Origin of the sequence: Shimia abyssi (assembly GCF_003014475.1) — a bacterium.
GTDB classification, from domain to species: Bacteria; Pseudomonadota; Alphaproteobacteria; order Rhodobacterales; family Rhodobacteraceae; genus Shimia; species Shimia abyssi.
Map to the genome: position 1 here is coordinate 1 of NZ_PYGJ01000032.1, position 15016 is coordinate 15016.

Here is a 15016-nt window from a genome sequence, read left to right on the forward strand (position 1 = left end):
GACCCTCGATAAATTGCGTCATCAACAACCTCCGTACCAAATACAGAAATTATACCATCAGTCCGGTCAGAATGGGGGAGTTTTCACACAGCCTCCGGACAAAACTGCCACACGGAATTCACTAAGAAGCTCTCAGAAGAAAGCCCAGAAATCTGGTTATCTTGGTGACATGAAGAACTCTTCCTTTACTATTTTGCCATCTTCAACTGAGTAAATCGCGAGCTCGCTGAGCGTCATATTTTGACCAGTGGTTTATTGCTTAACTCTAGCTTGAAAGCGCACACCAAATCGGTTCGGTTGATGGACATATGGGCCATCCGCCTCCAATCCTAGGATTTCGTGCGTTTTGAGCCAATCTTCTCGTTTAGCCTGAATCGCTCCGCGACCGGATGCTATCTTGACGTCACGGTTTGGTGGCACAACAGCTTCAATGGACTGCGCGCTTTCAGTATACAATTCATCGATGCTTGCTATGCCATTGCGGTCTTGCATCGACGACACAAACGCTTGCCCAATCTCGATTAAGTTTTACATTCTTTCACCCTCTGATAGCTGATCATTTGTATCATTCAGGGCAACTAGGCTCTTTGATAGAGGTCAAAATTCTCCGTTTGCAATGTCATTCGATTGGGCAAGTTAGGCAATCCCTGTGGCGTTTGTCGCATTCGTGACTTCTAATGGTGCATTCTCAAGACACTGCATTCGATGAGACTCAAGTTCTTAGGTTAGATCAATGGCCGCTGGCTTAGAGCGGTCATTCACTGCAGCTTGTTTTCCCGAAAACGGACAATGAATGCGGTTAAATTGGCCAGTTTCAAAACCGATTGCCCTCTGCGCCAGAAGCAGTGGTCTGAGTTGCGAACGAAATTGGCATCTTAGTGTCAGCGTGTGGGATCAGCGAGAAAGGCATAACGATACGCCAAAGCAACACCGCCAGCTCCCCCCACAACATTTCCAAGCGTGACCAAAACTAGATTGGCGGCAGCCTCACCAACAGTCACATCTGCTCCGGCCAACCATCCCTGAGGAAAGAAGTACATATTTGCGACGGAATGCTCGAGACCAAGCAATACAAAAATGCTGATTGGCCAGAGGATCGCCAATACCTTTCCAGCAACAGTTCGGGCAGAAAAACTAAGCCAAATAGCGAGGCATACGAGCGCGTTGCACAATGCACCTCGGATGAATGCCTCCATGGGCTCCAACGTGGTTTTCCCTTGCACGATTGTTTCAGCAGTAGCCTCTAAAGGCCCGTCCAAAATGCCCGAATGCCCGAAAGCCAGCGCGAGGCCCGCTGCGCCTCCAAGATTTCCAATATAAACAACAGTCCAACTTCGCAGTAACCGACGTAAAGATATCTTCTTGTCAACAGCTGCCATAACCATCAGCGCATTTCCAGTAAACAACTCTGCACCACCGACAATGACCAGTATAAGACCGAGCGAGAACACTACACCTCCGAGCAGCCTTGCCGGACCAAAAGTTGCGTCCACTCCGGACATAACCGCCGTGTAGGCCGCCCCGCCAAATCCAATAAAAACACCAGCAAGAACAGCGAGCACAAACATATTAAGCAAAGGCAGTTGCGCCTTTCTTACGCCGGCACTTTCTACCAGGCTTGCAATCCTTTCGGGTTTGTAAGCATCAAAGTTTTCTTCGTTGGCCATACTGCCAACGATAAAGGATCCATAAGAGAACAAAAACCAATTTTTCGTTAAACATCGTCAGTCTTAACGCAGTAATGCCTTGTGAAGTGAGGCAATTGGACAGAATGCAGAAGGTCCTCCCTGGCCCAGGATCGCATCGCAAACGTTGGAGGCGGACGCGCTGCACCATGCATTGATCCGCATCAAAGTGCCATTCACCGTTTTGAGATATCCTTTGTACGCCGCTACAGATATCGCGGTTTGGGAGGATCCAACGACATTGTTATAAATACGTCGTGAGCGTTCGATCCAAACCGTCGTGTATGCTCGCGGCTACATACAATCATTTGGAATGGGAGAAGATAATGGTTGAGAAAAGCACCGAGTATAGCCGCTGGCCTTCTTTGCTCGATCCTTTGTACGATCCGCTCCGCAGCTTTGGCCATAGGGTCGCAGACTGGTTGAAGCCTGCAAGCGCAGCATCTAGCGATGATACCGCTTACAGCATCAGCATGGAGTTGCCGGGCGTATCCGAGGACGACGTCGAGTTGTTGATCAATGACGGCTCGTTGATCGTACGTGGAGAAAAGAAAACTGAAAGCGAGAAGAGGGGCGACACCTGGTACTTCAGCGAAAGGCAATACGGGGCTTTCAGTAGAACGTTCCAGTTGCCCGAAGATGCCGATGGTGGAAAAATAAGCGCCACCATGAAAGATGGAGTGCTGAAAATCTCCGTCCCGCGCGTCGAGGCCAAAAAAAAGGACAAGTCTCGGAAGATATCGATTTCCAAGTCTTGACCCTGTTTCTGCGTGTCCAGAACGCGTGCACTGTGCGTTCCAGATCTAGATAGAAATGCTGCAAGACGGGGGCACCATCGAACAGAAAGACCACTATAAAACGCTCGGAGGTCACCGAAATGCGTCAGATGAGGAGATCAACGGAGCGTTTGCGAGCTGGCGCAACAGTACCATTCTGATGTGGCCTCGGATCCGTAGTCCGAGGCGAAATTCAATGATGTGTACGAGACTCAGTCTGATGTCTACTCTTGATCGCGACTCTCTGCATTGGTCTGAGCGCATTGGTCCGCCGCAGTGTTGAAGCGCAAAGCTGGTGGGGCTACTCCATGAAAACCGCGAAAGGTTGAGCAAGTGCGATGCATTCCCATATCGTTGATGTGCGCGGTCACACTGGCATTGCCTGCGATCGCCGAACAAACGACGCTGGGTGGGCGTGATCTGTTCGTGCGATACTGTGCCAGATGTCACGGAGACAACGCCCGCGGTGGTCAAGGCAATACGACTACTGCCGCGCCGGGTATGACCAAAATTGCCGAGCGGCGAGGCTCTGTCTGGCCTATGCTTGAGATCATGTCGATCATCGACGGATACACAAAAGCAACCGAGCCCAGAGTGGAAATGCCGGTCATTCCAGAGCTAACGGAAGGGACGCAGATCGAGTTTGACACAGGCAATGGTAATTCTGTCGCGGTTCCGGCGAGTCTGGTCGCCATAGTAAACTACCTTGAGAGCATTCAGTGGCCAAGGCCAGAAAGATATGTGCCGTGAGCGCAGGGCGGACACATTGAGATGACAGCCAACCCGCAAGAAAAGCCCAAACTCCGTCGGGCACTGACGACCCCGCTCCTCACTCTGTACGGTCTTGGCGTGACAGTTGGCGCTGGCATTTACGTTCTTGTGGGCGCCACGGCGCAACAAGCCGGTGCATATGCGTCTTTTTCATTCCTCGTGGCCGCAGTCGTGGTGTCTTTGACGGCTCTTTCCTACGCGGAACTGTCAACACGCTACCCGGTGAGTGCCGGTGAAGCCGCCTATGTGGAAGCCGGGTTCGACGCAAATTGGTTGACGGTTCTTGTGGGCGTCGCAGTCGCAGCCTCAGGCATGATATCGGCTTCCGCTGTTGCCATGGGGGCCGCTTCTTACCTTCATGGGCTGGTTGGCTTTCCGGAACCGGTCCTCACCATAGGTGTGGTGGTGATAATGGGGCTGATTGCAATGTGGGGGATTGCAGAATCTGTCGTAATCGCAGCGGTTATCACCGTCATTGAGATATTTGGCCTCTTGTTTGTAGTCGCTTGGGGTCAACTGATGTCGGACCCGCATGGGTTTGCCGCGGTCGAAATGATACCCAGCTTTGACCCGGATATTTGGCGTGGCATCCTCGCGGCATCTTTGCTCGCTTTCTTTGCCTTTGTTGGGTTCGAAGATATGGCCAACGTCGCCGAGGAAGTGAAAGATCCGGTCAAGACGATTCCCAAGGCTATTATCTGGACCCTGCTGCTAGCGACGGGCCTCTACATCGCGACATCGGCCACCGTGCTCATGGTCGTTCCTTTGGATACGCTGTCGCAGTCCGCTGCTCCTCTGTCTTTGGTCTTCACCGAGGCCCAACCATCTGTAAAGCAGGGGTTTGGTGTGATCGCGATCGTAGCGACCGTGAACGGTGTTTTGATCCAAACGATCATGGCATCGCGTGTTCTATATGGCCTTGCCGACCGGGGGCATTTACCGGAAATTCTTGCTCGGGTCGGACCGAAAACTCAGACTCCTGTTGTCGCAACCTTGGTCGTTGTGGGCATCATTCTGGTGCTGACGCAGGCCTTGCCCATCGCTGTTCTGGCGGAAAGAACCTCTCAAATCGTGCTCCTTGTTTTTGTTCTGGTGAATCTTTCATTGATCCGCCTGAAATACAAAGGTGTTTCCTCTGGAGCGCACTTTCAGGTTCCGCTTGCGGTGCCAATTCTTGGGGTTGCCACAAGTGCTATGCTTTTCGCAGCTGGCTTTTTGTAAACACTGATAAAGGCAGAGGCGGTTTTTGTGCGCGGAGAAACTCAAACAGATCGCCGATGGATCGCAGCGTGGTGGCACAGCGCATTCGTGGACCTGGCATCAGAAATGCGTTGGTCCTATCTGCCGCCGCTGATGGTATATTTTGCAGCGGGCGTTTCAGGGCTAACATCGGTCGTAGGTGCCTTCTTTCTAAAGGAGTATCTCGACCTGTCCGCCTCCTTCGTCGCGGGGCTGGCATTCTGGGCCGGGCTTCCTTGGATTCTTAAAATACCCATGGGTCATGTGGTTGACCTGTTCTGGCGATGGAAAGCTCTTCTGATACTCTTTGGCGCGGCCCTGATAACCGGCTCACTGCTGATCATGTTCGCGCTGGTGACCGAGCCCGGTCAGATGGGTGCGATCATGTCGATCAGCAGTTGGTACGTTATTGCCCTGCTGTTGGCGCCTTCGGGATATGCTGTGCAGGACGTGGTCGCCGACGCAATGACCGTAGAAGCCGTGCCGCATGTGTATGAAAACGGAACACCTCTTAGTCAGGAAGAGGCGCGCGCGTTGCATACGACCATGCAGACGCTAGGCCGCGTCGCCATCATCTCAGGGTTGGCAAGCGTTGCCGGTGTGAACATCTGGATTTTCTCGGGGGTCGAAGATATTGGCTTAGATGAACGACTGGCGCTTTATGGTCGCGTCTATCTCGTAGCTCTCGCCATTCCGGCCCTCTCCGTGAGCGGTGTCTTCCTGCACTCCATCTTTCAACGCAGAAAGCGGCAAAAGGGCCATCCTAGCAGGCGAACGGAAAAAAAGGCCGAAGTCAATTGGTCCATACTGGGCGGTGGTCTCGCATTCGTACTCCTTAGCATTCTCATGGGGACAGCGCAGGTTTCCTATGCCCAGGAAATTGTGTTTGTGATCTCGCTCACGATCATCTTTTACCTGATGGCGCAATTGATTAAGGAACTATCGCCGGAACAAGCGCGCGTTCTGTTCGGCACAGCTGCAATCATTTTTGTTTTCCGCGCGGTTCCATTACCGGGGGCCGGATGGACCTGGTTTCAGATCGACGAGTTGGAGTTCGACGAACAGTTTCTTGCGATTCTGGCCTTCATCACCTCGCTCCTTGCTCTGATAGGGCTGGTCGTTTTACGACCGTTGATGGCCAGAAAATCAATTGCGCAAGTAGTCATTTTTCTGACCTTGGCGGCAGGCGTCCTGTCGCTGCCAAATCTCGCGCTTTACTACGGATTGCACGAATGGACCGCGGCGCATACGAACGGGGTGGTCGACGCACGTTTCATCGCAGTGTTCGATACAGCAATCGAGTCCCCCCTTGGCCAGGTGGCCATGATACCTATGCTCGCGTGGATCGCCAGAAATGCGCCATCTCATTTGAAGGCGACATTCTTTGCCGTCATGGCTTCATTTACAAACATGGCACTGTCGGCCAGCAGCTTAGTTACCAAGTATCTTAACGAGTACTTCGTGGTCGCACGCGCCGCCACCGATCCGGAAACCGGCAAAGTTATTTCAAAGGCGGACTACAACGACTTAGGGTATCTACTCATCACGGTTGCCTGTGTCGCCGTGATTGCGCCTCTCGTAACCATATTGCTTGTCCAAAACTCAAAGTACCGCACTGCTGAATGAGCTTTGACTACTTGTCCGCAGTTTTGCTCAGAAGGTCTTCCAGATGGGACACCGGCACACCAATGTTCGAGCCACCAAATTCTGGCAAGATAGCAGCATTGATCGCGATGACTTGACCATCTCGGTTCAGAGCTGGGCCGCCGCTTCCTCCAACAGTCGTTTCGGCGTCATACAAGATCGCACCCGAATTGGTTTGCGCCACAATACCTCCGCTTGCCAGTGGCCTCACCAGACGACGCTCCGACAACTCGTCGGCGACAGTCCAGAACCCTGCCGAGTCGTTTTTAATCATCTCCTCCATAAAGCCCTGCCCAGCCTGAGCTATTAGCGATTTGAGACCGGTTGGGTAGCCCAGAAGGAAAACCGTATCGCCAATACGCGGTCGGGATTGGGCCAGTTCGAGGCCGCGATCTTCAAAACGGATTGGTGCAATCGTAAGCAATGCCACGTCCGCAGTCTCGCTTGCGCTAACCAATGTTGCGTCGATCGGTTCTGGTACCTCTGGAAGATAGGCAATCAATTTCAAGATTTCTGGCCTGAGCCCAGAGGCTTCGAAAGCCGATACCCGATCTCCAACAGTCCAGGGCAGTGCCACGTGCCTGTTGGTAACCAGTTGCTGGCCGTTTTCAAGCAAGAACCCGGTTCCGGTGAATTGGAACTCGGCAGGCGGGCCGTCGCCAAATGGTTCAATTCTTGGCTGTCCAAAAGGCGTCATGATCGATTGACCATCGGGTCCAAGAACTTCATGCAGGAGCTCGCCACTTTCGATGTGCCTGAGGCCGAAAGCACCTTGTAAAAACGCAATGGACGACGCGGATTTTGCGATGATCCTCGAAGCCGCGTCTGATCTATGTTCGAGCGTTTTGAGGCGCTCTGCGTTGAGCACCATTCGCGTTTCCAACTGATGTCGCAGTACCTGCAAATCGTTTTCAGAGAGAGCTTCTTCCCGCGTCTGCGACAACAAAACCGTTACAGCTTCGATGGTCCGCGCATCCTGCTCCAGGCGCGCCTGAATGGCCTTGTCGTTTCGATAAAGCACAAACCCAAAAGCAAGGATTGCGCAGAGTGCCACAATGACGGACAAGCGAAAGAAAACGGTTGTTTGCAGCACCATTCGCCGAAGACCCTCGCCGACGGCGGTAGATAAGCGTCCGCGCAAGGGACGGCGACTGCTTCGCGCGTAGGAAAGTGCATCTCCAAGAATTTCATCAATCGGCCATTTGATCGGAAACGACTGCTGGCAAAGCCGAAATCGAGACATTGGGCCGTGTTCTTCAAACTCGATCATGTCGCCGTGCATCAATTTCACTGCGTCGATCCTGTGCCCGTTTACCCAGACGTGCCGCTTACCGGCCGCTTCAATTGCATAGCTGTCACCTGCCCACCGCAGAGTCGCCACCCGTTCAGCAAAGTCTTGCTGCGTTTGGTCGCCACCGACAATCAATTCGCCATCGCGAGTGACAAAAACCGAACCTTCATCGTCCGACAACCAGTTGACACCGCCTTTGGATGGGCCTGTCAGGTTTTCAAGAAATGCGCGCACGCCAGTCGATGCGCTAGGTGCAGGCTCGTCTGTCGGCACTTTGTCTGACCCGTGCATTTGAGGTGTCTCACAAGCTTGTAGTTCGGACAGCGAGTTTAGCCATCAATGACGAATGGGTCTACAGCCCAGCTAATTAGATACCCTGCAAGAGTACATGGCACCCGAAGCCTTCCGCGCCAAGTTTTTGTTCTCACCCGGCGTTGATCTGGATTAAAGCGGCTTTCTCGCCTCAGTTTATTCTGAGGCCAAAGGGGAACCGAAGTGTTTGAACACGGCCATACGCCACGGGAAATCGCAAAGCGCATCGGAGCGCCGGACGGGAGGGGCATTCTGAAGGACGCCGTGTACGGCGCAATCGATGGTGCGGTAACAACTTTCGCCATCGTTGCGGGAGTTGCAGGTGCTGGGCTCTCGCCGTTTGTGATCGTAGCGCTTGGTCTTGCGAATGTTCTGGCGGATGGGTTTTCAATGGCTGCCGCGAACTACTCCGGTACCAAGGCGGAACTCGACAACAAGCGCCGTTTGCAAGACGTCGAGGCGCGGCACATACAAGAGTATCCTGAAGGCGAGAGGCTTGAAGTAAGAGAAATTTTTTCAAAAAAAGGCCTCTCCGGCACTCTTTTGGATGAAGCGTCCGACGCAATTACGCAGAACCACGAAAATTGGATCGCATTCATGTTGGAAGGAGAATACGGTTTGGCAGGCGTGGATCCACACCCAGAAAGAGCAGCCGCCACGACATTACTAGCCTTCCTCGCAGCCGGAATTATTCCGCTCCTGCCTTTCCTTCTTGGACTGCGTGAAGCGTTTACTATTTCCGTTGTGATGACCATGGTGACCTTTGTCGCGATTGGCGCACTCAAAAGCTTTTGGTCATTGACGCCGTGGTGGCGGTCTGCCGGTGAAACTTTGTTTATCGGAGGCCTTGCCGCGGCGATCGCATACTTTGTAGGTACGATATTTCAAATATGAGTGTTTTCGCGATCTGGTCGGACGGCACAGCAAAGTTCGCTGAACCTGCATCTGGCCGCAAGCTTGCGCGCGTCGGATATCGGCTTCTCGAAAGTTTCCGCGGTCGGCACGAACGGCTGCTTTTCTGGCTGCATTGCGGCTGAAGATAGCGGTCGCCAGATTTGCTGCACCTACGAACTCCGAAGTCGAAGCACGGCTGCTCTGGGCTGATTGTGTTGAAAACTCGAAAATTCGGCTGCCTCAATTTGCCGCCAATCTCCATTGCAACATCAAAGTTGAAGCCAATTACCCGGAGAGGGCCACGACAGCCTCTCACATCGCCAAACCGGTATTTTGGCCGAACCCCTGGCCAAAAATCTAGACAACCTCTCAACGGGCTATTTTTCAATGGTTTTTGGCAAAAAGGAGTTTTTCAACACAATCGGCTCGGAGCCGTCATGCGGCGTTGCAGAGTGTTTCCTATTTTTGGGCGAACCTGGATGTCCGCTTCCAACCCGAAGCGGACATTAGATCTGAAGCACTTTTCAAGTCCGCAAAAAATACTGCCGCCCGGAAATCGAAATTGAGACTCCGTTCCAGACCGTTCGTTACGATGCGTAACCATCCCGAAATCACCGTTTGTTTGATCATTCGTTCTGGGATGCCGAATTGAACCCTTCTTGGAGTCTATTGGCTCGATCTTCGAAAGCGTACCAATCGATTTCTCGTGGTTCGACTGAACCGTTACTTTGCAACAGGCGCTGTACCTGCCTGTAGGAAACAGCAGCCTCTCCTGGTTCCGATAGCCGACTATTGGCCGCAGCCAGAACAAACCAGGGCCGAAGGAATTCTGGGCTTTTTTCAACCGTTGCGTCCAAAAGGACCTTCGCTTCCTCATACTCTTCCAATTGGAAAAGGATGTGTCCTTCGACCCAGTCATAAGTTGCTGGATGTCTGGGGTGAAGCAGTTTGGCTTTGCGGATAGCCGCCAAAGCTTCGGTCAGGTCGCCGCCATATACACCTGCTTCTGCCAGCAATGCGTAGCCATCTGAATAATTTTTATCCAGTTTGATGGAATGTCGCGCGGCAGCGAGTGCTTTGTCAAAATCGTTCAATGCAAGATTTAAAACACCCAAAGCGAAATAAGCATCGGGAAGACTAGGGTCCAAACGAACCGCCGTGATGGCCGCTTCTAGGCCTTTTAGGATTTCTTCCTTTGAAATTTCGTTGTCGTATCTGAACTCAGTTTCCCGTCCGTAAGAAATCGCGATATTGGCATAGGCGCGCGAGTAGTCGGCATCAAACTCCAGCGCCTGTTCGAAGTAGCGTCTTGCTTCGGCATTTCCTGCCGCCGAATTTGCTCTCATTGCCTCTAAACCTCTGAGCAACATGTAATAGGCTTCAGGCTGCACATCTGCCGCGGTGGACGGATCACCGACCAGCGTCAGCGATAGAGTTTCAGCAACGCTTCGCGCGACTTCGGACTGGACATCGAAGGGGTTGAGAATGTCGCGGTCGTACCTTTCTGCCCAAAGATTGTTGCTGGTTCTGGCATCGATAAGTGACACGTTAATCCTCACGCGTTCGCCGTGATGACGCACAGTGCCCCGAACTAGATAGTGCGCCCCAAGGCTTTGAGCGATCTCGCCAAAGCCTTGGTCCGTGTCATCAAAATCGGCGCTCGACGAAAAGGAGATCACCGTTAAGTCCGCCAACTTGGACAGATCAGTCGTGAGATCTTCGCTCAATCCATTGCTGAAAAATCTTAGGTTGGGATCCCCGGACAGGTTCGTGAATGGCAAGACAGCAAGGCTTTTCTGGGAAGTCGAAATCTCAAGGTCAGTTATTTGCGCCTTATCAGACTTTCCCGAGGTCTGCCAAAAGATGACCAAGACGACAAAAGCAAGTACTGCCGCCAAACTTGTGGCAATCGCCCCAAATCGTCGCGTTGCCTTTGCTTCGGGCAAGAGGGCCTGCTTGGTGTCTCTTGTGCGAAGCAAATATCCCTTCTTGGGGAAGGTTTCTATGGCGTCTTTGCCCAAAGTCTTTCGGATGTTTGTAATGCACTGAATAAGTGAATCATCCGTTGTCGCGATCTCTCCCCACACCGCGTCGATCAAACTGTCCTTTGACACCAATTGATTTGGCATCCCGGCGAGTTCAGCCAATACTTTCTGCGATTGTTTGCGAATGTGGACGATCTCACCATTGCCGTCGGTAATCAGACCGTTTCGAGGGTCTACTTCGAAATTACCAACTTGCAGGGGGAGTAATTTTTCAGCCGCCCTTTCCGCAACCATGTCGACTTTGTACAATTTGATCGGATCGGGAATGTTCTTTAGAGCTCGCTCTCCCAAAAATTCAAAATCTGATGCAACCCGCCCTTTGACGTGGTTAACCACAGTTTCAGTCACGCATATTCCGCCCGGTTCCGCCATCGGAACCAACCGAGCCGCGACATTCACGCCGTCACCATAGAGGTCCCCATCATCGAGAATGATATCGCCCATGTTGACGCCAATGCGATAAACCAACCTCTCGTCCTCAGGGCGAAGCGCTTCACGCTGGACCAGCTCAAATTGAAGCATGACCGCGCACCGCAATGCGTCGACTGCGCTTTGGAACATGACAAGCAAACCATCGCCAGTGGATTTGATAATGCGGCCGCCGTAGTCGTGAATCTTCGTGTCTATCAGATCAGACCGAAGTTTTCGCTGGCGCGCAAAAACTTCTGCCTCGTCCAATGCCATCAAACGGCTGTAGCCCACCATATCGGTGATAAGGATGGCAGCTAGTCGCCGCTCCATTGCCTTCTCCCTTTTGTGGGACCATATCGACCAAGCCCGTGCATGGCAAAATTAATTCCTTGGGCCGGCCTTTATTTCCGAGTGCCACAGTCAGGTTGCTTTTTCGGGAAAATTTCGGGAAAATTTCAGGTTTTGACACTCTGAATTGCATTTTGTCAGGGTGAGCGTGTCTCACTTGAGTCCACGTCTAATTTTGAACGAAAATCATTACCTTGGAACCGTAGGAAGGAAAAGCTACATGCAGAATTTTCGGAACACCTTAGCAATCAGCATCATGTCAATTTCGCTGACAACCGGTGCGCTGGCCGGTCAGTTTGTTTTAGAATTGAATGAACCACTCGACTTGGATTTGGCCGTTGGACCAAACAGTTTTGGCGTCGTCTTGGATGAGGCTCTTTCAGCCGGAGCAGACTCTTATGCTGTCATGACAGCCGAAAACGAGGACACACTTCGTGCGTTCCTAAAGTCAGCTCGGATTGATACCGAAAAAATCTCAGAGGTCTTGTTCATTAACTCACCAGAAATTGGCGGTGGAGAACCAACGACAACGCCATTGCGCGATGGACATGGCGTCTATGTCATCGAACGACCTATTCCCGGAGTTGGCTTCCTCGGTCTGGACAAAAAGCAGAAGATCTCTCGGAATTCGAACGCGGCCATCGCCAAGCTGGGTGACATCGTGCAGTGGGATCATTCCTACTTGACGGGCGAAGGAACCTATTGCGTATACCGCGCGGACTCCCCGGAAACCTTGCGTGAACACGGCGTACTGGCAGGCGCCCCAATCGGGAAAATCACCAGAGTTAGTCAGTCAGGCAACTGAACCCGAGGGCAACGCAAGCCGACCTTGGATGCAACAGCGTTTTAGAAGCAAACAAGGGCCAGCAGCGCAGCGAATCGTTTTCTTCGTCTGCGCTCCAAAATCGCATCCGACATCGGAGTGAAGCAGTTTGCTGAAATCTCCGTCCCAACTTGCTCGAACGGCAAAATTTGGCTGTCAACACTAGTTTGTAAAGTCCGCTTTCCTCGCGTCGCCGACGTTAGCACTACCCGCAGCATTCGGTACTTTGGGCTCTTACCAGCTGTTCGCCGCAATGTGTCTGAACTTCCGAAATGCGCACAAAGTTGGCTTTCGCTGCGGCTGCACCAAAGTCCGCTGAGCGGCAACACGACTGGCTCTCACCACTGCTATCGCTTTGAGCGCTACTTCGTGATCTGTCCCGAAGATGTGGGAAACATAACAACCGACCGCGCGCCCACCTATTTCAAGTCGCTGTGCTCTCTTGGCCGCCCAGCCTGAACTTCAGAACTACAAGGCCGAACAGCACCATCGACAGAACGCTAAAAACTGACCCCACCTTGGCCAGCGTTTCTCCGCTGCCAGTGATCGCTAAAACGATTCCAGGCACCAAGACAATTACCGACAGAACCGCCAGAGCATAGTGAAATTGTGCCAACCGCGACTGACCGGCCTCTGGTGAAACGGCATAGTAGGAACCGTAGACGGCCATTGCGACAAACCCCAACAAGTTCAGATGCCCGTGGGCGGGTGATAGGGTGTGGTCGTGGGTTGCAGACATTTGAATGCCCCACCCCATTCCAACCAAAGCAAAAAGGACTGCGGTGACAAAACAAGTCTTTGCGATGTTCTTCATGTCGAAGACCCTCCAGCTTCATCCAATGGGGGACCGGTAAAGGTCATGTTGTGGTGTTTGGCGGACTCTTCGATCGCCGGCATGTCTTTAGGAATGCGGCACTGCCACTCCGCCATGTCTTGAAAAAAACCCTCGAAACCACCGGGGGTCAGGATGACCAGATGGCGCGACGGGGCATCCCCGATGACCTTGAACGTGTGCTCCTTGCCCCGTGGGATGAAGACACTTTCCCCCGGACCTGCGATCGTTTCGATCCCTTCGATCCATACCTTGCAGGTTCCTGTGATCATCACGAACACTTCATCTTCGCTATGGTGCACATGGCGCGGTGGACCGCTTCCCGCCGGTGAAAGGCTGTCGACTATCGACATAGCTCCACCGGACTCCTCTGGAGTTAGAATTGTCTTGTAACGCACACCCAACCATTCGATCGTTACGTCATCGTTTTCTAGGTCTTTCATCGTTTCACTCCCTATCAATGAGAAGAAACGAAAGCGCTTTCGTCAGGTTACCTGTAGCGGCAAAGTACGGTATCATTCCAACGAAAGTTGGCAATTAAGGATATCACCAACGTGAATTTCGCGACATTCGATCTGAACTTGCTGCGCGTGCTCGACGCAATCCTGCACGAAGGATCAACAGTAAAAGCTGGCAATAAATTGGGACTGTCCCAATCCGCGGTATCCAATGCGCTCAATCGTTTGCGCCATTCGCTGGAGGATGACCTCTTCTTTCGGCAGGGAAACAAGCTGATCCCAACCGACTATGCAGCGTCGGTCAAAGACGGATTGCGGGGGCACCTTTCAGTGCTTGAGGCCCTGTTGATGCGGTCCGATTTTGAACCAACATTGGTCAGAGGCGTGTTCCGGATTTCCGGAGGCGACTACTTCTCAGAAATGCTGATTCCGCGTTTGAGTGCGCAACTCGCTGAAACGTCTCCAAAGGTGCTGCTTCAACAGGTTGCTTGGGAACCTGATGACCATCTGAGGATGCTCGAAAATGAGCAGGCTGATTTGGGGTTGGGCCCGTTGCTGACGAATGTGGATGAGTTGCCGCCTTGGATTAGGTGCCAGCATTTGTTTGTTTCAAATTTCGTCGGCATCGCAGCGAAGGAAAACCCGCTGGTTTCGGATATTCCAGATTACGGAGAATTACCGATCGACAGATATTTTTCCGCTTCTCATGTCATGTTTTCCGTTTCCGGAGAAATCGATTCTTTCGAGGACGGTTTCATCAAGAGGTTAGGCAAGAAACGTCACATTGCACTGACAGTCCCCACGTTCCACGCTGTTCTTCGTGCAATTGGCGAGAGTCCATACCTTGCGATCGTACCGGTCTCACTGGCAAGCAGAGTCGCAGAGCAATATGGTCTACGGATGTTTTCGCTACCGTTCCATCTCGACGGAATTCCTGTCTTTGCAACCTGGCACAAGCGGTCTGATAGGACACCATTGGCAAATTGGTTGAGGGATCAGGTCTTTCGTATTGTCGAGCCGCTCGCAGACGAAAATTCGTATTGGCCTTGAGACTGAAACGAGACCTGCTCAAGCCTGTGGGTATCGATCCGCAGAGTTCCTATTGATGGGTGTGTTGTCGCGCAAACCTGACCGTCACACGGAGACATGAATTTTGGCGGCAGCCCAAAACCAGATACTGAGTTTGATCGCCGTCGTCTCCATCTCCAGCTCGGTTTTCAGCATGCCCACCGATGTCGATGCCATCGCCGCCAGATTCTGAGCGATGTTTCTTATTATGCAGCTAGACTGGGCGCCGATGTTAAAGCGGCCATTCATACCGAGCGCAGCATTACGCAATTTGGGCTCAGAGCTGCCTTTAGCTGCGCCCGGCTTCAATGACCGCTGTGCGGAGAGGCTGTGTGAAAACTCCCCCATTCTGACCGGACTGATGGTATAATTTCTGTATTTGGTACGGAGGTTGTTGATGACGCAATTTATCGAGGGTC

At 52.4% G+C, this 15016-nt stretch carries 13 protein-coding genes; 7 read left to right on the forward strand and 6 right to left on the reverse strand.

Annotated elements, in window-relative coordinates:
- Positions 1 to 881: 881 nt before the first annotated feature.
- Positions 882 to 1667, reverse strand: a complete 786-nt coding sequence (locus CLV88_RS22410; protein ID WP_106610639.1) for a formate/nitrite transporter family protein — start codon at positions 1665 to 1667, stop codon at positions 882 to 884.
- A 344-nt stretch (positions 1668 to 2011) separates the two neighbouring features.
- Between CLV88_RS22410 and CLV88_RS22415 the strand changes: the two genes are divergently transcribed.
- The 4 genes from CLV88_RS22415 to CLV88_RS22430 all read left to right on the forward strand — a co-directional run bounded on the left by CLV88_RS22415 (position 2012) and on the right by CLV88_RS22430 (position 6097).
- Positions 2012 to 2443 (forward strand): Hsp20/alpha crystallin family protein, encoded by a 432-nt coding sequence (locus CLV88_RS22415; RefSeq protein ID WP_106610650.1) that lies wholly within the window; start codon positions 2012 to 2014, stop codon positions 2441 to 2443.
- 351 nt (positions 2444 to 2794) lie between these two features.
- On the forward strand, positions 2795 to 3211 hold the full coding sequence (locus CLV88_RS22420; protein WP_165798981.1) for a c-type cytochrome: 417 nt from the start codon (positions 2795 to 2797) through the stop codon (positions 3209 to 3211).
- Between the two features lie 21 nt (positions 3212 to 3232).
- Positions 3233 to 4453 carry an APC family permease gene (locus CLV88_RS22425; RefSeq protein WP_106610641.1) on the forward strand — a complete coding sequence of 407 codons (1221 nt, stop codon included), beginning with the start codon at positions 3233 to 3235 and terminating at the stop codon, positions 4451 to 4453.
- 105 nt (positions 4454 to 4558) lie between these two features.
- Positions 4559 to 6097, forward strand: coding sequence for an MFS transporter (locus CLV88_RS22430; protein WP_106610651.1), 1539 nt, complete (start codon positions 4559 to 4561; stop codon positions 6095 to 6097).
- Positions 6098 to 6104: 7 nt separating this feature from the next.
- Here the strand turns inward: CLV88_RS22430 and CLV88_RS22435 are convergent, their stop codons facing one another.
- Positions 6105 to 7697, reverse strand: coding sequence for a trypsin-like peptidase domain-containing protein (locus CLV88_RS22435; protein ID WP_106610642.1), 1593 nt, complete (start codon positions 7695 to 7697; stop codon positions 6105 to 6107).
- A 285-nt stretch (positions 7698 to 7982) separates the two neighbouring features.
- Between CLV88_RS22435 and CLV88_RS22440 the strand changes: the two genes are divergently transcribed.
- Complete coding sequence (locus CLV88_RS22440; RefSeq protein WP_341477210.1) at positions 7983 to 8612, forward strand: VIT1/CCC1 transporter family protein; 630 nt, start codon at positions 7983 to 7985, stop codon at positions 8610 to 8612.
- 626 nt (positions 8613 to 9238) lie between these two features.
- On the opposite strand, the gene CLV88_RS22445 is transcribed toward CLV88_RS22440, so the two are convergent.
- Complete coding sequence (locus tag CLV88_RS22445; RefSeq protein ID WP_106610644.1) at positions 9239 to 11398, reverse strand: winged helix-turn-helix domain-containing protein; 2160 nt, start codon at positions 11396 to 11398, stop codon at positions 9239 to 9241.
- Between the two features lie 238 nt (positions 11399 to 11636).
- Here CLV88_RS22445 and CLV88_RS22450 point away from each other — a divergent pair, with 238 nt between their 5' ends.
- On the forward strand, positions 11637 to 12221 hold the full coding sequence (locus CLV88_RS22450; RefSeq protein WP_106610645.1) for a nickel-binding protein: 585 nt from the start codon (positions 11637 to 11639) through the stop codon (positions 12219 to 12221).
- 442 nt (positions 12222 to 12663) lie between these two features.
- On the opposite strand, the gene CLV88_RS22455 is transcribed toward CLV88_RS22450, so the two are convergent.
- Positions 12664 to 13053 (reverse strand): hypothetical protein, encoded by a 390-nt coding sequence (locus CLV88_RS22455; RefSeq protein ID WP_106610646.1) that lies wholly within the window; start codon positions 13051 to 13053, stop codon positions 12664 to 12666.
- Positions 13050 to 13514 (reverse strand): cupin domain-containing protein, encoded by a 465-nt coding sequence (locus tag CLV88_RS22460; protein WP_106610647.1) that lies wholly within the window; start codon positions 13512 to 13514, stop codon positions 13050 to 13052. The genes CLV88_RS22455 and CLV88_RS22460 overlap by 4 nt, the downstream gene beginning before the upstream one ends.
- Positions 13515 to 13625: 111 nt before the next feature.
- Here CLV88_RS22460 and CLV88_RS22465 point away from each other — a divergent pair, with 111 nt between their 5' ends.
- Positions 13626 to 14579 (forward strand): LysR family transcriptional regulator, encoded by a 954-nt coding sequence (locus CLV88_RS22465; RefSeq protein ID WP_165798982.1) that lies wholly within the window; start codon positions 13626 to 13628, stop codon positions 14577 to 14579.
- A gap of 84 nt (positions 14580 to 14663) precedes the next feature.
- Here CLV88_RS22465 and CLV88_RS22470 read toward each other — a convergent pair.
- Positions 14664 to 15016: hypothetical protein (locus CLV88_RS22470; protein WP_165798983.1), on the reverse strand; the 353-nt coding region annotated here is incomplete at its 5' end.